Genomic DNA, 18,756 nt, shown 5'->3' with positions numbered 1-18,756 from the left:
CATGGACCCGCGTTTCCTCCATCACTACAACCGCGAGCTCCAGCACATCCGCGAGATGGGCGGCGAGTTCGCACGCGATTACCCCAAGATCGCCGGCCGTCTCGGCATGAGCGGAATCGATTGCGCCGACCCTTACGTGGAGCGCCTGCTGGAGGGGTTCGCCTTCATGGCAGGCCGCGTGCAACTGGAGCTCGAGCAGCAGCAACCGGTCTTCGCCCAGCATCTTCTGGAGATGCTGTATCCGCATTTCCTGGCGCCGACGCCTTCGATGGCGGTGGTGCAGTTCGAGCCCGATGCCGGAGACGGCATCGGGCCGGCGGGGCACAAGGTGCCGCGTGGGGTGGCGCTTCACTCCCTGATCGGTCACGGCGAGAGCACCGCGTGCGAGTACAGGACCGCGCACGAGACAACGCTGTGGCCGCTCGCATTGACCGATGTCGGCTACCTGGCATCGCCGGCCGCGTTGGCCGCGACGGGCGTACCGGTCGACCCGCGCGCCAAGGCCGGCCTGCGCCTGAAGTTCGCGGCCACGCCCGGCATCAGCCTGAGCATGCTGTCGCTGGACGCGCTGCCGTTGTTCATCACCGGCGCCGACGGCATCTCCGGTTGTCTTTACGAACAGCTGCAGGCGAACGCGCTCGGCTTCCTCGTGCGGGCGGCCGGGGAGGGCGATGGCCGGACGATCACGCAGTCCTATCCCGCCGACCGAATCGGCGAAATGGGCTTCGATGACCACCAATCCCTGCTGCCCGCCAGCGAGCGATCCTTCAGCGGCTATCGCCTGCTGCAGGAGTACTTCGCCTGTCCCGAGCGCTACATGTTCGTCGTCTTCTCCGGACTGGGCCAGGCACTGCGGCGCGCCGAAGGCGGCGAGTTCGAGATCTTCGTCTGGCTCGATCGCGCGACGGAGCGCCTGGACGGCGCACTGGATGCGAGCAACGTGCGCATGCACTGCACGCCGGCGATCAACCTGTTTCCGAGACGGGGCGACAGGATCCATCTGAACCGCGGCGTCGCGGAGCACCATCTGCTCGCCGATCGAACACGGCCGATGGACTTCGAGGTGTACGACGTCGGCGACGTGACCGGCTTCGGCGATGCGCAGGAGCCCAAGCAGAATTTCCAGCCGTTCTACGGCGTACAGGGCCGCAGCTGGCACGAGCGGCGCTCGGCCTTCTACACGCTGCGGCGGCAACAACGAAAACTCTCCACCAGGCAGCGCAAGCACGGTGCCCGGTCGAGCTACGTCGGCAGTGAGTTGTTCCTGTCGCTGGTCGACGGCAGTCAGGCGCCGTATTCGAGCGATCTGCGCCAGCTCGGCATGCAGATGCAGTGCACCAACCGGGATCTGCCTCTGCACATGCCGATCGGCAAGGGGCGGACCGATTTTCACGCGGACAGCGATGCCCCCATTGCGGCGGTCCGCTGCGTGGCGGGGCCAACCCGGCCCCGACCGGCGTTGGCCCCCGGCGAGGCGCGTTGGCGCCTGATCAGCCACCTGCAAATGAACTATCTCTCGCTTCTCGACGATGCAGAAGAAGGCGCCGCGGCGATCCGCGAGATGCTCACGCTGTATCACGAGCCCTACGACAGCGCGGCGCGGCGACAGATCGAGGGAATCAGGCGGATATCGTCCGGTGCCGTCGTCCGTCGGCTCCCGCTGCCGGGACCTGCGACGTACGGGCGCGGGCTCGAGATTCGCCTGACCTGCGACGACGCCGCATTCGAGGGCCAGGGCGTGTATCTGATGGCCTCGGTGCTGCGCCACTTCTTCGCGCGCTATGCGTCGTTGAACTCCTTTACCGAAACCGTGCTGTGCACGCTCGAAAGAAACGAGGTCGCCCGATGGCCCGCAAGGCTCGGCAATCGACCGATCCTGTAGCACTGCTGCAGGCGCTGCAGGCGCATCCGCACGCGTTCGAGATGTTCCAGGCATTGCGCCTGATCGACTGCGCGTACCCGGACAAGCCCAGGCTCGGGCGCGCGCCCAGGCCGCAGGACGAGGCGATGCGACTCGCGCAGCGGGCGACCTTGACGTCTCCGCCGCGCAGCGTCGACGGCCTCGTCCCTGCGCCGGCGGGCGGCCTACCGCAGCTGAAGACGTTCCCGTTGGGGTTGTTCGGGCCCCAGGGTGCGTTGCCTCTGCATCTGACCGAATACGCGATCCAGCGCGAGGAGCTGGAGTCCGATCCGACGTTCGCCGCCTTCGTGGACATGTTTCACCATCGGATGATCGCGCTGTGGTACCGCGCCTGGGCGGATTCCCGGCCGGCGATCCACATGGATCGGCCGGACGAGGATCGTTTCGGTCAGCACCTGGATGCGCTCACGGGCGTCGGACAGCCGGCACTGCGTGATCGCGGCGCGTTGCCGGCCTATGCGCGCAGACACTACGCAGGCCGATTCGTCGCCCAGGCGCGAAGCGCCGAGGGACTTCGCGCGGTGTTGGGCGCGCTGTTCGACGTGCCGATCCAGGTCATGACGTTCTTCGCCGGATGGTTGCGCATGCCCTCGGATGGCTGCCTGCGCATGGGACGGGCGGCGGCCCGGCTCGGGAGCGAGACCACGCTGGGCGAATGCGTGCGCAATGCGCAGCACCGCTTCCGTCTGCAGATCGGGCCGATGGGCGCGGCCGATTACCGGCACTTCCTGCCCGGCGGGGCGGCCCTGAAGGAGCTCGTCGCCGCGGTACGTCAGTTCCTCGGCGACGAGTTCGCGTGGGATGTCCAACTGATCCTGAAGCGCGAGGACGTACCGGCGCCCCGCCTGGGTGTGTCGCAACGGATGGGACAGTCGATCTGGATGGGTCGATATGCCAGGCAAGAAGATGCCGACGACCTGGTGTTGACCCCATCGCTATGAAACAGAAGCCAACCGTATTCCTGGAGTCGAGATGGTAGAGATCAGTCGTGCTTCGCTGTTCGGAAAGCTCAACAAGACGGGTTATCGGGCGATCGAATCGGCGACCGTGTTCTGCAAGCTGCGCGGCAACCCGGAGGTGGAACTCGCGCACTGGATCCATCAGCTGCTGCAGTTGATGGATTCCGACCTGCATCGGATCATCGCGCACTTCGGCATCGACGCCTCCAAGGTGGCGGGCGACCTCACCGACTCGTTGGACCGGTTGCCGCGGGGCGCCACGACCATTTCCGACATATCGGCGGATGTGGAAGAGGCCGTCGAGCGGGGCTGGGTGCTGGCGACGCTGATGTTCGGCGAAACGCAGGTCAGGACCGGCCATCTCGTCCTCGCGGCGCTTCGCCTGCGTCACCTCCGGCGGGCGCTGTGCGGACTGTCGGCTGCGTTCGCCGATATCGGTGTGGACGCGCTGGCGCGGGATTTCGGCACGATCGTCGAGGGGTCGCCCGAGCGGGACCAGTCCGCAGTGCAGGGAGGGCGGAGCGGGGCCGTGGATCCCGGCGAAGCGAGTGGGGCGATCGCACCGGCGCAGATGGGTCAGCAGCAGGCCTTGGCGCAGTTCACCATCGACCTCACCGCGCGCGCGCGACGTGGCCGCATCGACCCGATCGTGGGCCGCGACAGCGAGACCAGGCAGGTCGTGGACATCCTGATGCGTCGACGTCAGAACAATCCCATGCTGGTCGGCGAGGCCGGTGTCGGCAAGACCGCGGTGGTGGAAGGCTTCGCACTGCGCATCGCCGACGGCGACGTTCCACCCCCGCTGAAGGATGTCGAACTGCGCACGCTCGATGTCGGGTTGCTGCAGGCCGGGGCCAGCATGAAGGGCGAGTTCGAGAACCGGCTCAAACAGGTGATCGAGGAGGTCCAAGCGTCGCCCAGGCCGATCATCCTGTTCATCGACGAAGCGCATACGCTGGTCGGTGCCGGTGGTGCGGCGGGTACAGGCGATGCGGCCAACCTGCTGAAGCCGGCCCTGGCGCGGGGCGACCTGCGGACGATCGGCGCGACGACCTGGGCCGAATACAAGAAGCACATCGAGAAGGATCCAGCGCTCACACGGCGCTTCCAGACGGTCCAGGTGGAAGAGCCCTCCGAGCAGAAGGGTCTTCTGATGCTGCGCGGTATCGCCGGCATGCTGGAGCGTCATCACCAAGTGCAGATCCTGGATGAAGCGCTCGACGCTGCGGTCAGGCTGTCCCATCGCTACATTCCGGCGCGGCAGCTTCCGGACAAGGCGATCAGCCTGCTCGACACCGCCTGCGCGCGCGTCGCGATCGGCCAGCATGCAGTTCCGGCCGAGGTGGACGACACGCGCAAGCGGATCCAGGCGCTGGAGACCGAGCTCGCGATCATCGGCCGCGAAAAATCGCTGGGCATCGAGGTGGCGGAGCGCGAGCAGGTCGCCGACAAGGCCCTGGCCGATCAACAGGAGCGGCTCGCGACACTGGAGACGACCTGGGCCGAGGAGAAGAGTCTGGTCGAGCGGATCCTCGAGTTGCGCGGGGTGCTGCGTGACGCCGGGAGGCCGGCCGACCAGGGTGATGCTCCAGAGGCGCCGGAGGCCGCGAATGGCGACGGCGAGGCCATCGAGGCGCAGGCGACGGCGGCAGCGACAGCGGCACCGGATCACGATGCCACCCGGGCCGAGCTGAAGCGACTCCAGACGGCGTTGAGCCTGCTGCAGGGCGAGTCGCCGTTGATCCTGCCCGGTGTCGACTATCAGGCGGTGGCAGCGGTGGTGGCCGACTGGACGGGAATCCCCGTGGGGCGGATGGTGCGCAGCGAGCTGGAGACGGTCATGAATCTGGCCGAGCTGATGGCGCGCCGGGTGATCGGCCAGGATCACGCCATGGCGGCGATCGCCAGCCGCGTGCAGACCTCCCGGGCGGGACTGGACAATCCCGACAAACCCATCGGCGTGTTCCTGCTCGCAGGCACGTCCGGCGTCGGCAAGACGGAGACCGCGTTGGCGCTGGCCGAGGTGCTGTACGGCGGCGAGCACAACCTGATCACCATCAACATGAGCGAGTTCCAGGAGGCGCATACCGTCTCCACGCTCAAGGGGGCGCCGCCCGGATATGTCGGCTACGGCGAGGGCGGCGTGCTCACCGAGGCGGTGCGGCGCAGGCCGTACTCGGTGGTGCTCATGGACGAAGTCGAGAAGGCGCACCCCGATGTCCACGAGATCTTCTTCCAGGTCTTCGACAAGGGCTGGATGGAGGACGGCGAGGGACGGCGGATCGACTTCCGCAATACGCTCATCCTGCTGACGACGAATGTCGGCACCGACCTCATCTCCACTCTCTGCAAGGACGAGGACCTGCTCCCTGATCCCGAAAGCCTCGCCGATGCGGTCAGGCCGGTGCTGCTCGAATCGTTTCCGCCGGCACTGCTCGGGCGCCTGGTCTCGATTCCGTACTACCCGCTGACACCCGCATTGCTGGGCGAGATCACCAGATTGCAGATCGAGCGCATCCGCCGCCGCGTGCAGGAACAGCATCGGATCGCGTTCGATTACACGCCGTCGGTGGTGGAACTGGTCGTCGGCCGCTGCACCGAGAGCGAATCCGGCGGACGCATGATCGACGCGATCCTGACCAACACGATGCTGCCCGCGGTGTCGAGGGAGCTTCTGATGCGGACCATCGAGGGCAGCCCGATCAGCGGCATCCGGGTCGACACGCAGAGCGGGGATTTCTCTTACGCATTCGTCCCGGAGACGACGAAGCGCGACGCCCCGTCGCCGGCCCTCGTGCTCGCCGACGGAACCAACGGATAGGGACGGCGACGCGGTTGCTCGCGCCGCCGTCCGGCGAGTGGCTGCTTTCGAGTATCAAACCTTCAATCTGGAGACAGGGACATGCTGAGTTCGAGCAGTGGTTTGCCGAAACTTCCTTTCACCAAGGACGAGTGGCGGAAGAAGACGAGCCGTGCGTTGGCGCCGAGGGGAGGCACGCTCGAGGCGCTCGATATCCTGATCGACGCCTACAGCAAGCATCCGAGCCGGAGCAACCTGTTGCTGTTGCAGCGGGGGTTCAACAACTGGTGCCAGGCGCAAGGGCCGGGCGACGCCTGGAAGAGCAAGCGGAGGAACGACAAGGCGTCGCTTCCGTTCATCGCGCTCGAAGCGGCATTGAACGGCAAGGGCGACAGCGATGCGGCGCTCGGCGTGCCGTCGTTCATGACCGAGGATCTGATCAGTTCCAGAAAGGGGTTGCTGTATCTGTTCGGCTATCTCGAGTGCGAGGGAAACAAGTTCAACATCGTCACGAACGGTGTCATCGATCTGGGCAACACCGCGATGGGGTTTGCCGGCGGCCAGGTGGGTGGAACGGCGGATGAGGTGACGGGATACGTCGGCACCGGTATCGGGGTCGCCGGCCAGCCGCTGGCCGGAAAGGCCGCGGACGCGCTGGACAGGAGGCATTCCAGGAATGCGGGCCGCATGAACCTGAGCGGCGGCGAGCTCCATGCCCAGGGCCCCAAGACCGGCAGCATCGATTACCTGCCCTCGGTCGACATGGAAAAGAGGCGAACCGTCAGTTCGGAGCTTCTGCTCAAGGCCCAGCCGTCGCGCCTCAGTCCGAAAGAGAAGGAAGTCAGCAACGCGCTTTACGACAGGCTGGAAAAGACCTGGAAGGTCGTCGTCGACTACTGGGACGACGGCGCGGGCGGACATCTGAGGATCCTCTGCGACTATCTGACGAAATCCTTTCTGTCCGATGCCGTGACCGGCGCGCTCGGGGGGGCGTTCAGCATCACGAGCAATCTGATCAATCTGATCGAGTCGTCGTTCCACAGGTACCAGGCCTGGGCGTTGAACCGGTCGGTGAAGGTCTGGAACGGTGTGCCGACCAGCATCGTCGACGGTATCAAGCGATCGATGGACCTCACGCTCGGCAACGATCTGTACCAGACGCTCAAGAGCGGCGCCCAGTTGGGCATGCAGATCGGATCGGTCGGCGCCTCCACGATCGTCAACTTCGTGACGGCCATCGTCGAGATTCTCATCAAGACCGCCTACCGCCTCTACGAGACGAAGATGCTGCAGACGTTCCTCGCCGATGCGAAGGACAAGTGGAGGCGTCGCGACAACGAGAAGCTCTATCTCAATCCGATGGCATTCAACGCTTGGTTCCGGCCGCACGCGATGAAGGTGCCGATCATTCCCGCGCTCGCGTTGAACAGCAACATCGTGCACAACATGAGCTTTCTGCAACTGTTCCCGGACAAGAACGGCAAGGTGAACCAGAGCCAGTACGACCTGGGCATGACCAAGATGGGCATGTTGAAGGCGTGGTGCTCGCGTTACATCGAGGAAAGCGGGTATCAGCTCAGTAGCGCCGACGGTCTCGTGGAAGCGTGGACCAAGCCCGGCGTGCGCCAGGGGGACAGTGGATTCCGCAAGCACGCTCTCGGTCCGGCGATGGAATTCCTGGGTGGTTGACGTGGCCGGCCGGGTCCTGCGCCCGGGCGCACGCGCAGCCCATGGAGGGCACTGAATCATGTCTCATGCAATCAAGCTGCACTCGCCGCTGGGGGACGACCTGCGCTTCGTGCGCATGCGTGCCTACGAGGCCCTGGGGCGGCCCTACAGGTTCGAACTGGAAACGATCAGCCGTTCCGTGGACATCGATCTGAAGGACACGCTTGCGATGCCGATGTCGGTGAGCGTCACCTCACCGCAGGGCTTCGTCCGGCGTTATCACGGGATCGTCTCCGAGGCCGAGCAGACCGGGTTCGAAGTGATCGACGACGTCCGCTACGCCGTCTATGCGTTCGTTCTGGTGCCGAAGCTGTGGCTGCTCAAGAAGCAGAGCGACTGCCGGATCTTCAAGAACCTCACGGTTCCGGACATCGTGCGCAAGGTGCTCGCGGAGGCGGGCTATACCGACATCGATGTCAGCCTGAGTGCCAGCTACAAAGCGAGGGAGTACTGCGTCCAGTACCGGGAGACCGCGTTCGACTTCATCAGCCGACTGATGGAGCAGGAGGGCATCTACTACTACTTCACCCACACCCAATCCACCCACACGATGGTCCTCTGCGATTCTCTCGGGGCCCACTCGGCGGTTTCGCCGTTCTCGAAGATTCCCTACTGCCCGCCCGGGCAGCGCGGAAGCCGGATGAAGGATTCGATCAGCGACTGGGCACTCGCGCGCACCGCGCAGAGCAAGCGGGTCAAACTGGACGATTACGACTATCTCAAGCCGAAAGCGTCGCTGCTGGCCCCGGAAGATGCCGCAGAGCCATCGGGCGGCGGTGCGCTGGGCGAGCTGGAGGTGTTCGACTACCCGGGCGAGCACGAGGACGTGGCGCAGGGGCGCCTGCACGCCCAGGTGATGGTGGAGGCGGCGAACGTCCCCCAGGCCACGTATCGCGGAACGACGGACGCCTGCGGTCTCATGGTGGGCGCGTTGTTCAAGCTGAAGGATTTTCCGCTGGCCGCGCATAACCAGGAGTACCTGGTCACCAAGGCGGACACTCTGCTCGTCGAGGTCAACTACGTCTCCGTCTACGACGACGAGGAGCACGAGCCGTTTTCGTGCCGATTCGAAGCGTTGCGCAGCGAGCAGCCGTTCCGTACCGCACAGACGACGCGAAGACCGCTGATCTCCGGATTGCAGACCGCTGTGGTCCACGGCGACACGCCCGAGGACATCGTCGTCGATCAGTATGGCCGCGTGCAGGTCGATTTCTTCTGGAGTCCGCCAGGACGCAAGAACAGCGATTGCTCATGCCCGGCCCGACTCGCCACGTCCTGGGCGGGACGGCAATGGGGCGCGATCCAGATTCCGCGAGTCGGTCAGGAAGTCGTGATCAGCTTCCTGGAGGGCAATCCCGATCGTCCGCTGATCATCGGCAGCGTCTACAACGCCGACCACATGCCGCCGTACGCGCTTCCCGAGCACAAGACCCAGAGCGGGGTCCGCAGCCGCAGCCATCCGAACGGCGGTCGCGAAGATTACAACGAGATCCGTTTCGAGGACCTCAAGGGCAGGGAGGAGCTGCTGCTGCACGCGCAGCGCGACATGCGCCACGAGGCCGAGAACGACCATTTCGTCGAGATCGAGCGCGATGAGGACGGCAGGATCGATCGGGACCGGACGTGGAACGTCGGTCGCGACGACACGTCGGATGTGGGCAGAAAGGTCCGGGTCAGGGCCGGCTCCGAAATCGAGCTGGTGACGGGCGCCGCGCGGCTGGTGATGAAGAGTACCGGCGAGATTTCGATCAGCGGCACGATGATCAAGCTCGACGGCAAGGTCAACGTGTCTCTCGCGGCGGGCGTTGCCGTCGACGTGAAGAGCGGCGCCGCGCTGTCGATGATGGCCGGCGGTGCGGTGTCGGTGCAGTCGAACGCGGTCGCGACCGTGCGTGCGAACGCCATGCTGCTGCTGCAGGCGTCTGGGCCGGCCATTCTCAAGGGCTCGCCGCCCCTTCTCCTGTGAGGTCGATGATGTCCGATATTCCACGGCTGGCCGCGCAGATGCAGGTGTCGGATCGCGCCGGACAATTGCTGCAGTCGCAGACCGTGCCGCGCGAGGCGGTCGTCGACCTGCTCGAAGCCGACCTGCATCGGGATGCGCTGGCACTCGCACTGCGCTTGCTGCCTCGGCCCTATGCGGTCGCATGGTTGTGCCAGTGCGCACGTGCGTCTGCACTGGATCCGCGGGACGAGGCGGGCTTGCGGCTCGCACAGCAATGGGTTCAGCAGGCCGACGACGCCAGCGGGCGTGCGGCCGCTGCGTTCGCAGAGGCCAACGATTATCTGACCGCCGGCGCGTGGCTGGCGGCGTCGGCCGCATGGGCCCATCCCGAGCCGGTGGTGGAGAACGGCGCACCCCCGGCGGAACAGTTGACCGCGACGGCGGGCGTGGCGGCGCTGTTGCATATCGCAGGTCGTGAGCCTGCCACCTTCGACGCGCGCATCGCGCAGTGGGCGCGCGACGCTGCGGTGCTGCTGGGCGGCCTCGGCCCGTCGAGCGTGGAGCGCGCATGAGTGGAGCGGATGTCCAATGAGAATGACGTTGCGGAATCACGATGCGTTGCCGGTACCGGGCCGGTCCCAGGTGTCGTTCGAGACCGGCGGCAGCATCGGGCGCGGCGAAGCCTGCGACTGGGTGCTGGATGCCGATGGCGTGTCGCGACTGCATGCCAGCGTGCGATGCCTCGACGGCATCTATTTCATCGAGGATCACAGCACCAATGGCGTCCTGCACAACGGTGCGCCGCTGAGAAAAGGCACGCCGGCGGCCTTGAAGCACGGCGATACCGTGCAGATCGACGTGTTCGAGATCGACATCGCGATCGCGTCGGCGGCGGGCGGGCGGGACGACACCCAGCGCGATCCTACGGTCGGCGGCCGCGACGATGCCACGACCGGTCGTCGCGACCTGCCGGTGCGCGACGAGGCCTTCGAGGCCCCGTCCTCTGCATACGGAGATGCGCTGTCGCCGGTCGATCCCATGGCATTGTTCGACATGACGACCACGCATGCGGGTAGGGACCAGGACGCTGCGAGCGCCTGGAGTCATGTGCCGGAGGCCGCCGAGGCTTACCGTGCCCCGGTCGTCTCGGCCGGCACCACGGCGCAGGTGTTGCCGGAGAACTGGGATCTCACCCGGACCCAGTTTTCGTCGCCGGAGGTGACGGCTCGAGCGGCGCCCCCGCCTGCGCCCACCGCCACATCGCCGGAGGAGACGAGTGCCTCGCTCCGGCAGGAAGACCGCGTGCCCGAGCCGCCCGAGCCGGTACCTCCACCGTCTCCCGAGGCCAGGCGGCCGGTCGGGCCTGCTGCGACGACGCCGGCGCCATCCGAACGGCAGGGGGCCGCCGCCGATGTCGAAGCCCTGTTGCTGGAGATGCTCGGCGGCGTGATGGAACTGTTGCGCGCGCGCGCGGAATTCAAGAACGGCCTGCGCCTGCCCCTGACGCTGGTGCAGCGCAGGGAGAACAATCCCTTGAAGTTCGCGCCCACCGCCGAGGAAGCCCTGGCCAGGCTGCTGTCGCCGCCCGACGCGGCCTATCTGTCCGGTGCCGATGCGATCGAGGACGCGGTGCGCGATCTGCGTCAACACCAGGTCGCGATGCTCGCCGGCATGCGCGCCGCGTCGGAGGCCGCCTTTGCGCACTTCGATCCGGGCCGTTTCGAAGGCGAATCCACCGGGGCCGTCGGCATGTTCGGCCGCGCGTCGCGTCCGTGGAATCGCTACGCGGCGCATTACGACACATTGAGGAAAGACCCTGACGAGCGTTTCCGGCGGCTGTTCGGCGACGAGTTCGCACGTGTCTATGAAGAGCAGCTTTCGCTGATGAAGCAGGGTGGGACACACGTGGACCGGACCGGAACGATATGAAAGAAAGCACCAAGGTCATCTGGAGCGAGGGGCTTTTCCTGCGCCCCCAACACATGCAGCAGCAGGAGCGTTATTTCGAACGTTTCATCGAGTTGCGCGCGAGTTCCCTGCGGCCGCATGCGTGGGGGTTCGACGAGCTCGAACTGGAAACCGAGCTGCTTTCGATCGGCAAGATCGGCATCCGTCGTGCGGTGGGTTGCTTTCCCGACGGCACGCCGTTCTCGATCCCCGATCGCGATCCCCCGCCGCCGCCGCTCGACACCGGTATCGATTGCCGCGCCCAGGTCGTCAGCCTGACGTTGCCCTTGCGCAGCGGGTCGCGGCCCGAGAGCGTCTGGCTCGACCAGGACCCGCAGCGCATCTCGCGTTATGCGGTCGACGAACTGGAGGTGTCCGATGCATCGGGAAGCGTCGGAGGCTCGGTGCGCCTTGAAGTGGGTGCGATGGCGACCCGGCTTGCGTTGGCATCGGCGCCCCGTGAGGGGCTCGTCGAGATCCCGGTGGCGCGCATCGTCGAAGTGCGTCCGGACCGTCGGGTGATCCTCGACGACGCGTTCATCCCCACGGCCAGCCGGATCGAGGGCGCCGCGTGGCTGGTGACATTGCTGTCGGAACTGCTCGGCCTGCTGCACCAGCGCGGTCAGGCCCTGGCCGAGCGCGTCATGGGCAGCGACCGGGCCGGCGTCGCGGAAATCTCCGACGTCCTGATGTTGCAGGTGGTGAACCGCTATCAGCCCGTGATCGCGCACTGGGCGCAATCGCCGCGCGAACACCCGGAAGCCCTGTATCGCCTCCTGCTGGGCATGGCGGGCGAGTTGTGCACGTTCACGAGCGCGGCCAAGCGCGGGCCATCGTTCCCGCCGTACCGGCACGAAGCCCTGCGCGAGAGTTTCGAACCGGTGGTGGCGGTATTGCGGGAAAGCCTGAGCGCGGTGCTGGAGCAGTCGGCGATCGCGATCCCGCTGCAGCAGCGCAAGTACGGGGTCTGGGTCGGCGTCGCGCCGGACGCCTCGCTGCTGACCTCGGCGGTATTCGTGCTCGCGGTCAAGGCGGATGTGCGCGGCGACGATCTGCGCAAGCGGCTGCCGTCCGAATCCAAGATCGGCCCGGTCGAGAAGATCCGCGACCTGGTCAACCTGCAGCTGCCCGGTATTGGTCTGACGTCGATGGCGGTGGCGCCCCGACAGGTGCCTTACCACTCGGGATGCCAGTACTTCGAGCTGGATCGGCATTCGCCGTTGTGGAAGGCCTTGCGGACCTCCGGCGGCATGGCGATGCATTTCGGAAGCGGGTTTCCGGGCCTCGAGCTGGAGCTGTGGGCGGTGAGGAGCTGACATGGGCGAACGTGGCCGCGACATCGACGACGACGCAACCGTGGTGCGCCCGAGGGCAGCGGCGACATCGGTGTCGGCGCCGCAGCCGGCGCCGCCCGTGGAGGGCGATCGGCAGGTTGCATCGAGCGCGGGGAGCGATCTGGACGCGGCCTATGAGGCCTTGTCCAATGCGGGCGCACACAACGGCATCGTGCGTGCGGCCACGCCACTGCTGTTGCTGGCGGTGCAGCTGCGGCATTCCACACGCCCTCCCGATCTGGGCCGGCTGCGCACGAGCTGTGCCGCGAAGCTGGAGCGGTTCGAGAGCGATGTGCACCGCGACGGGGTGGATGCCAAGCAGGCGATGATGGCGCGTTACGTGTTGTGCACACTGCTCGACGAAGCCGTCCTGGCCGCCCCGTGGGGCGACGGCAGCGGATGGTCGCAGCGCACGCTGCTGGTGACGTTCCACGGCGAAACCTACGGTGGTGCCAAGGTCTTCGATCTGCTCGACCGGCTCAGTCGCGATCCGGCGCGCTATCTCGATCTGCTGGAAATGATCTACCTGGCGATGGCGCTGGGCTTCGGCGGGCGCTATCTGATCGAGCCGGGCGGGCAGGCCCGGCTCGCCGACCGGATGACGACGCTGCACGCGTTGATCCGCCGCCAGCGCGGCGCACCGGCAGCGGATCTGTCGCCGCACTGGAAGGGTGCGGACCGGCGCCTGGGTACCGAAAGCGGCTCGATGCCGTTCCTGATCGCTGCTCTGGCCTCGCTGTGCATCCTGCTGGCCGCGTTCATCTTTCTGCACAGCCAGCTCAACGGCGTGTCGGCGCCGGTCAGCGCACAGCTCGCGCAGATCGGCCTGGACCGGGTCAGGCTGCCCGACGCGCCGGTGCCCGTGCCGGATGTTTCGCTGGCGACCTTGCTGCAGGCGGAGCGCGATGCGGGGCTGTTGACGCTCGAGGTCGGCGACGACGGGCGAACGACGATCCGCATCGCCGGTGCCGTGATGTTCGGCTCCGGCGGCAGCGAGGTGGATCCCGCGCAGCGCAGCCTGCTGCAACGCGTGGGCACGGCATTGGATCGAGTGGACGGGCGCGTGGTCGTGGTCGGCCATACCGACAACCAGCCGGTCCGCGGACTGCGTTTCAAGGACAACTTCGAGCTCTCGACCGTACGCGCCGAGAGCGTCGGAACGGTGTTGCGCGCCGGTATGCGTGATTCCCGGCGGGTGGAGATCAGCGGTGCGGGCGATTCGCAGCCGGTCGCGGTGCCGCCGGACCTGCCGGAGAACCGGGCGCTCAATCGCCGGGTCGAAATCGTGCTGATTCCGGAGGCCTGATCGATGACGAGCTATATCTACCGATTCGTCAGCTTCGTCCGCCGAAAGGGGTTGATGGACCTCGCGGCCCTGCTGCTGGCGGCGTTCTTCATCTGGGCCAGTGGTCCTTACCTCGGTGCCGGTACCTGGTATCCGTTGAGCAGCATCAGGGCACGCCTGATCGCGATCGCGGTCCTGGTGGTCGGATGGGGACTCTGGCGGCTGGTGTCCTGGCTGCGCAGGCGCGGCAAGGAAAAGCGCATGACCGACGCGCTCGCCGGCGACGGCGACGGCGACGACGCTGCGCGACGCGCCGACCTGGAGCAGCAGCGCCTGCGCGAGCGTTTCCAGGAAGCCACGACGCTGCTGCGCAAGCGCCAGCGCCGCGACGGGCGCGGTCTGGATACCTTGCCCTGGTATCTGTTGATCGGCGCGCCGGGGGCGGGCAAGAGCACGCTGCTGCTCAACTCCGGCCTCGATTTTCCGCTGGGCGATCACTTCGGCGCTCAGGCGCTGGCCGGCGTGGGCGGCACGCGCCAGTGCGACTGGTGGTTCGCCGATCAGGCGGTCTTTCTCGACAGCGCCGGGCGCTACACCACCCAGGACTCCGACGCAGCGGCCGATGCCGCCGCATGGCAGTCGTTCCTGGGACTGCTGCGCCGTCATCGCCGGCGCCCGCTCAACGGCGTGGTGGTGGCGGTCAGCGCGACCGACCTGCTGGATCCGGACGATCACGTGCGTCGCGCACATGCCCATGCGGTACGCAAACGCCTGGACGAACTCGGCGAGCGTCTGCGCGGCACGGTACCGGTCTACCTGGTGCTGACCAAGTGCGACCTGATTTCAGGGTTCACCGACTTCTTCGCCGACCTCGACGCGGCCGCACGCGAGCAGGTGTGGGGGTTCACGTTCCCGCACGACACCGATGCGCGGGACGTGTCGATGACGCTGCTGGCCGAGGAATTCGACCTGCTGCTGCAGCGCATCGACGAGCGCGTCCTGGACCGCCTGCCGGCCTTTCGGGATCCGCAACGACGCGCGGCGGCGCTGTCGTTCCCGCACCAGTTGCGTCTGCTCCGCCCGGCGCTGATGGAGTTCGTCCGTGCCGCCTTCGGCTCGCACGGTTACGCCGATCCGCCCTGGCTGCGCGGTACCTACATGACCTCGGGGACCCAGCACGGTCATCCGGTCGACCGTGTGCTGGCGGCGGTGGGGCGGCACTTCGGCGTCGCCGGGGAGCGTCTGCCCGCGCATATCGAGAAGCCGAGAACCTACTTCGTCGGGCGGTTGCTCGACGACGTGATGTTCGCCGAGGCCGGCCTGGCCGGCGGCCCGGCCGATGCGGGCAGGCGCCGCCAGATCCTGCAACTGGCGGCGTGGGTCGCGCTGACGCTTTCGACGCTGTTGCTGCTGTCGGGGATGATCGGCAGCTACGCGCACAATCGGCAGCGCATCGCCGAGGTCGGGACGGCCGTCGCCGAGTATCCGTTCGGGGAGTTGCAGCAGGCCGATACGCCGCAGGCGTTCTATGCAGGTGCGCTCCGGCGATTCGAGACGCTCGCGCATGCGCGCAGCCTCGCGGAACCGGCGGACGGATCGGTGCCGTGGTCGCATCGTTTCGGCCTGTATCGTGGACGCGCGCTGACCCGGGACGTGCAGGCGGCGCAGCTGCGCGATCTCAGCGGCACGTTGCTGCCGGCACTGGGCCAGTCGCTGCGCGTGGCGCTCGAGCGTGCCAGCGACGATCCGCAGTGGTTGTACCAGCTGCTGAAGGGATACCTGATGCTGGGCGATCCGGAGCGCCGCGACGTGGAAGCGTTGTCGTCGCTGGCGGCGACCCATTGGGGCGAGGTGTTCCCGGAAGATCCACAGGTCCGGTCCGCGCTCGACGGCCATCTGCGGGTGGCGCTGTCGGAGGGTGGGCGCGCGCTGTCGCTGGACAAGGACGTCGTCGAGCGCGCGCGCGCGAGCCTGCGTACCGCGGAACTGCAGGCGCTGGTCTACGGCAACCTGGTCCTGTCGGAGTCGGCCGCGGACACCGGCGCCGCGCTGGCCCTGGAGCGGCATCTCGGGCTGCAGGGTGAAGTCTTCCGACGCCGCAGCGGCGTCGCGCTGTCGGAGCCGCTGCCCGCGTTGTACACGCGCCAGGGGTTCCAGCGTGTGGTGGGAGGCGGCATCGACCGGGCGGTCGACCGGTTCCTCGCCGAGGACTGGGTGCTGGGGGCCGCGAAGCTCGATACGCTCGGGCGCTCGCAGCTCACCCGCCAGGTGCTGACGCTGTACCAGCGCGACTACATCGAGACCTGGGAGCGGTTGCTCGGCGATCTCGAACTCCGCCCGGTGTCCGGAGTGGCGGAGGCGAGTGCGGTCGCGGCCAAGCTCGGCGGACCGGGCTCGCCGCTCAAGGCCTTCCTGGAGCTGCTGCGGGAACACACGCAGGCCCTGACGTCGGCGCCGCAGGCGGCAGCGCCGGACGGCGACGATGCCGAAGCGCCCTCACCGCCGTCGGGCGCCCGGGATCGCGTCGATGCGGATCCGGCCGGCGACGTGATCGAACGCCGCTTCGAGCCGTATCACCGCCTGCTGCTGGGCGAGGGCGGCGAGTCGTCGCTGGACCACATCCTGTCGACGTCGATGCAGATGAGCCGCTCGCTGTTGAACATCAGCGCCGGCGTCGCCGGGGTGGACCAGAACGACACGGCGCTGCTCGTCGCGAACCAGCAGGCAGGCCAGTTGCCGGAGCCGATGTCGTCCTGGATGACCTCCCTGGCCGCGACCAGCCGGAGCCTGGTGGCCGAGAACGCGGGCGACTCGCTGCGTGCCGGCATGCGCCAGGCCGCGGGTCCGGAATGCGCCCTGTTCGTGTCGGGCCGGTTCCCGTTCGACCCCGCAGGCAGCGCCGAGATCCCCCTGCGTGATTTCGCGGAACTGTTCGGCAACGGCGGGCGCTTCGACAGGTTCTTCCAGAGCACCCTGGCCGGCAAGGTCGACACCGGCGGCCCCACGTGGACGTGGAACGACGGGATGCGGGCGCTGGATGCCGATGACGTGCTGCAGCGCGCGCAGCGGGCCGATCGCATCCGCCAGGCCTACTTCGGCAGCGGCGGCGCGCTGCCGCAGGCGGCGTTCGTCCTGTCGATTCCCGAGCAGCCCGGCGTCGGTCGCCTGCAGGTCGAGGTGGACGGGCAGGTGATCTACTACCAGGGGGGCGTGCCGGTCCGGCAGTCGATGACATGGCCGGGACCGCAGCCGGGCCTGGTGCGGATCGCCGTGTGGGATGCCTTCGATCAGCCGTTGCCGGTCCGGGAGTATCGGGGCGAGTGGGGACTGTTCCGGGCGCTCCACGATGCGGGCCTGCGCCGCCGGGGGGACCTGGACTACACCGCCGAGCTCGCGGTGGGCGGCACCCGCGCGCGCATCGACGTGGTGCCGGCCAGCCTGCGTCATCCGTTCGCCTCCGAGCTGGTGCGGGGGTTCCGTTGTCCTTGAGCACTGACGATGCGCGTGGGCCGGTCGGCTTCTACGGCAAGTTGCCCGGGGTCGGCGATTTCGTCGAGCGACGCCTGCCGGCCGTCTTCATCGATGCCTGGGACATGGCGATGCGCGGAGTGCTGGCCGCACGGAGCGCGGCCGACGGCGGCGGACCGGGCCATACGCCGCTCGAAGCGGTCTGGCGGTTCGCGCTGGCGCCGGGCGTCTGCGGTCGCCAGGCCTGGATGGGCAGCGTGGCGCCAGGGCGCGACCGGGTCGGTCGTGCCTTCCCCCTGGTGCTGGCGGCCGCGTTCGAGACGCCTGCGCACACCTGGTTCGATGCGGCGGAGGCGCTGCATGTCAACGTGCTGTCCGGCGGGATCGGCGACGTGTCGACGTTCGACCGCGCGTGCATGGCCCTCGCGCCGGATGCGCGGACCGATGCGCTGCTGGAGGCCTGGAGTTCGCGCTGGCCTGCGCAGAGCCGCGGCCTGTGGTGGAAACCACCGGCCGCGCATCGTCCGGGTGTCTGGCTGCCGATGCCGGGCCTGCCGGATGCTGGACATGCGCCGTTGCTGCGGATCGGGTACACCCCCGAGTTGCAGGCCCCCGGGCGGCCCGCCTCCGAAGAGCATGCCCCCGGCAGTCGGCGCGGGACCGACGAGGGGCGTGGCGGATGAGCACGGGTTACGTGTCTGCCGGACGCACCGATCGCGGCAACGTACGCGATCACAACGAGGACGCGATCCTGATGCGCGACGACCTCGGGCTGTGGGCGGTCGCCGACGGACTGGGCGGCCACAGCGCCGGCGACTTCGCGAGTCGGCGGGTGGTCGACCGACTGGATGCGCTGCGTCGCGCCGCGGACCTGTCCGATTTCATCGATGCGATCGAGACGGCGTTGTGCGAGGTCAACCTGGAATTGCGCACGCTCGCGCGCGAGCAGGATCTGGACATCGTCGGCTCGACGGTCGCCCTGCTGGTCTGCGACCGGGACCTGGTGATGTGCGGCTGGGTGGGCGACAGCCGCGTCTACGGGTTCGGAGACGGACGGTTGACCTGCCTGACCCGGGATCACGTCGTCGGCGCGACGGCGGCAGGGGCGCCCGGTGGAGCACTGACGCGGGCGATCGGTGCCGATGACGACCTGTTCATCGACTGGGCCGTCGTGGGCCGGCGCCCCGGTTCGGGATTCCTGCTGTGTTCGGACGGGATCAATAAGGAAATGAGCGACGACGAGCTGGCCGAACACTGCCAGCGGCATCGCGAACCGCGAGTGCTGGTCGACCGCGTGCTGGAGACCGCCCTCGGTCGCGCCGGCCGCGACAACGCATCTGCGATCGCCGTGCGGCTGGAGGCCTGACGC

Annotated in this window: 12 protein-coding genes; all 12 read left to right on the top strand. The window is 67.6% G+C overall.

Translation table 11 applies throughout. The annotated features are described in order from the left end of the window. Window position 1: 1 nt before the first annotated feature. The 12 genes from tssF to RG19_RS08570 all read left to right on the top strand — a co-directional run bounded on the left by tssF (window position 2) and on the right by RG19_RS08570 (window position 18,753). Complete coding sequence (tssF, locus tag RG19_RS08625; protein ID WP_058834921.1) at window positions 2-1,882, top strand: type VI secretion system baseplate subunit TssF; 1,881 nt, start codon at window positions 2-4, stop codon at window positions 1,880-1,882. After that, window positions 1,846-2,862 carry a type VI secretion system baseplate subunit TssG gene (tssG, locus tag RG19_RS08620; protein ID WP_058834920.1) on the top strand — a complete coding sequence of 339 codons (1,017 nt, stop codon included), beginning with the start codon at window positions 1,846-1,848 and terminating at the stop codon, window positions 2,860-2,862. Before tssF ends, tssG begins: the two co-directional genes overlap by 37 nt. Before the next feature lie 31 nt (window positions 2,863-2,893). Continuing rightward, window positions 2,894-5,701, top strand: coding sequence for a type VI secretion system ATPase TssH (gene tssH / locus RG19_RS08615; protein WP_082672568.1), 2,808 nt, complete (start codon window positions 2,894-2,896; stop codon window positions 5,699-5,701). 81 nt (window positions 5,702-5,782) lie between these two features. Continuing rightward, the gene (locus tag RG19_RS08610) at window positions 5,783-7,369 is read left to right on the top strand and encodes a hypothetical protein (protein WP_058834919.1); all 1,587 of its coding nucleotides are present in this window, start codon (window positions 5,783-5,785) and stop codon (window positions 7,367-7,369) included. A 58-nt stretch (window positions 7,370-7,427) separates the two neighbouring features. Beyond that, window positions 7,428-9,374 carry a type VI secretion system Vgr family protein gene (locus RG19_RS08605; protein ID WP_058834918.1) on the top strand — a complete coding sequence of 649 codons (1,947 nt, stop codon included), beginning with the start codon at window positions 7,428-7,430 and terminating at the stop codon, window positions 9,372-9,374. A gap of 8 nt (window positions 9,375-9,382) precedes the next feature. Next, a complete protein-coding gene (locus RG19_RS08600) occupies window positions 9,383-9,925 on the top strand; it encodes a DUF6931 family protein (protein ID WP_058836508.1) in 543 nt (180 codons plus the stop codon). 22 nt (window positions 9,926-9,947) lie between these two features. Continuing rightward, window positions 9,948-11,282 carry a type VI secretion system-associated FHA domain protein TagH gene (tagH, locus tag RG19_RS08595; protein WP_058834917.1) on the top strand — a complete coding sequence of 445 codons (1,335 nt, stop codon included), beginning with the start codon at window positions 9,948-9,950 and terminating at the stop codon, window positions 11,280-11,282. Beyond that, window positions 11,279-12,616, top strand: coding sequence for a type VI secretion system baseplate subunit TssK (gene tssK, locus RG19_RS08590; protein ID WP_058834916.1), 1,338 nt, complete (start codon window positions 11,279-11,281; stop codon window positions 12,614-12,616). Before tagH ends, tssK begins: the two co-directional genes overlap by 4 nt. Window position 12,617: 1 nt before the next feature. After that, a complete protein-coding gene (gene icmH / locus RG19_RS08585; RefSeq protein ID WP_058834915.1) occupies window positions 12,618-13,940 on the top strand; it encodes a type IVB secretion system protein IcmH/DotU in 1,323 nt (440 codons plus the stop codon). Window positions 13,941-13,943: 3 nt separating this feature from the next. Then, window positions 13,944-17,408, top strand: coding sequence for a type VI secretion system membrane subunit TssM (gene tssM / locus RG19_RS08580; protein WP_058834914.1), 3,465 nt, complete (start codon window positions 13,944-13,946; stop codon window positions 17,406-17,408). Continuing rightward, window positions 17,405-18,070 (top strand): type VI secretion system-associated protein TagF, encoded by a 666-nt coding sequence (gene tagF, locus RG19_RS08575; RefSeq protein ID WP_058834913.1) that lies wholly within the window; start codon window positions 17,405-17,407, stop codon window positions 18,068-18,070. The genes tssM and tagF overlap by 4 nt, the downstream gene beginning before the upstream one ends. Then, a complete protein-coding gene (locus RG19_RS08570) occupies window positions 18,067-18,753 on the top strand; it encodes a PP2C family protein-serine/threonine phosphatase (protein WP_058834912.1) in 687 nt (228 codons plus the stop codon). The genes tagF and RG19_RS08570 overlap by 4 nt, the downstream gene beginning before the upstream one ends. The last annotated feature ends 3 nt before the right edge of the window (window positions 18,754-18,756 follow it).

This window comes from Luteimonas abyssi (assembly GCF_001482195.1).
Classification (GTDB): Bacteria; Pseudomonadota; Gammaproteobacteria; order Xanthomonadales; family Xanthomonadaceae; genus Luteimonas; species Luteimonas abyssi.
The sequence above is the reverse complement of the archived record's forward strand: the minus strand, read 5'-3'. Positions and strand labels throughout refer to the sequence as shown.

Excerpts from the sequence above, each read along its gene's own strand:
- tssF (WP_058834921.1), top strand. The coding sequence starts at position 2 with ATGGACCCGCGTTTCCTCCATCACTACAACCGCGAGCTCCAGCACATC.
- tssG (WP_058834920.1), top strand. The coding sequence starts at position 1,846 with ATGGCCCGCAAGGCTCGGCAATCGACCGATCCTGTAGCACTGCTGCAG.
- tssH (WP_082672568.1), top strand. The coding sequence starts at position 2,894 with ATGGTAGAGATCAGTCGTGCTTCGCTGTTCGGAAAGCTCAACAAGACG.
- RG19_RS08610 (WP_058834919.1), top strand. The coding sequence starts at position 5,783 with ATGCTGAGTTCGAGCAGTGGTTTGCCGAAACTTCCTTTCACCAAGGAC.
- RG19_RS08605 (WP_058834918.1), top strand. The coding sequence starts at position 7,428 with ATGTCTCATGCAATCAAGCTGCACTCGCCGCTGGGGGACGACCTGCGC.
- RG19_RS08600 (WP_058836508.1), top strand. The coding sequence starts at position 9,383 with ATGTCCGATATTCCACGGCTGGCCGCGCAGATGCAGGTGTCGGATCGC.
- tagH (WP_058834917.1), top strand. The coding sequence starts at position 9,948 with ATGACGTTGCGGAATCACGATGCGTTGCCGGTACCGGGCCGGTCCCAG.
- tssK (WP_058834916.1), top strand. The coding sequence starts at position 11,279 with ATGAAAGAAAGCACCAAGGTCATCTGGAGCGAGGGGCTTTTCCTGCGC.
- icmH (WP_058834915.1), top strand. The coding sequence starts at position 12,618 with ATGGGCGAACGTGGCCGCGACATCGACGACGACGCAACCGTGGTGCGC.
- tssM (WP_058834914.1), top strand. The coding sequence starts at position 13,944 with ATGACGAGCTATATCTACCGATTCGTCAGCTTCGTCCGCCGAAAGGGG.
- RG19_RS08570 (WP_058834912.1), top strand. The coding sequence starts at position 18,067 with ATGAGCACGGGTTACGTGTCTGCCGGACGCACCGATCGCGGCAACGTA.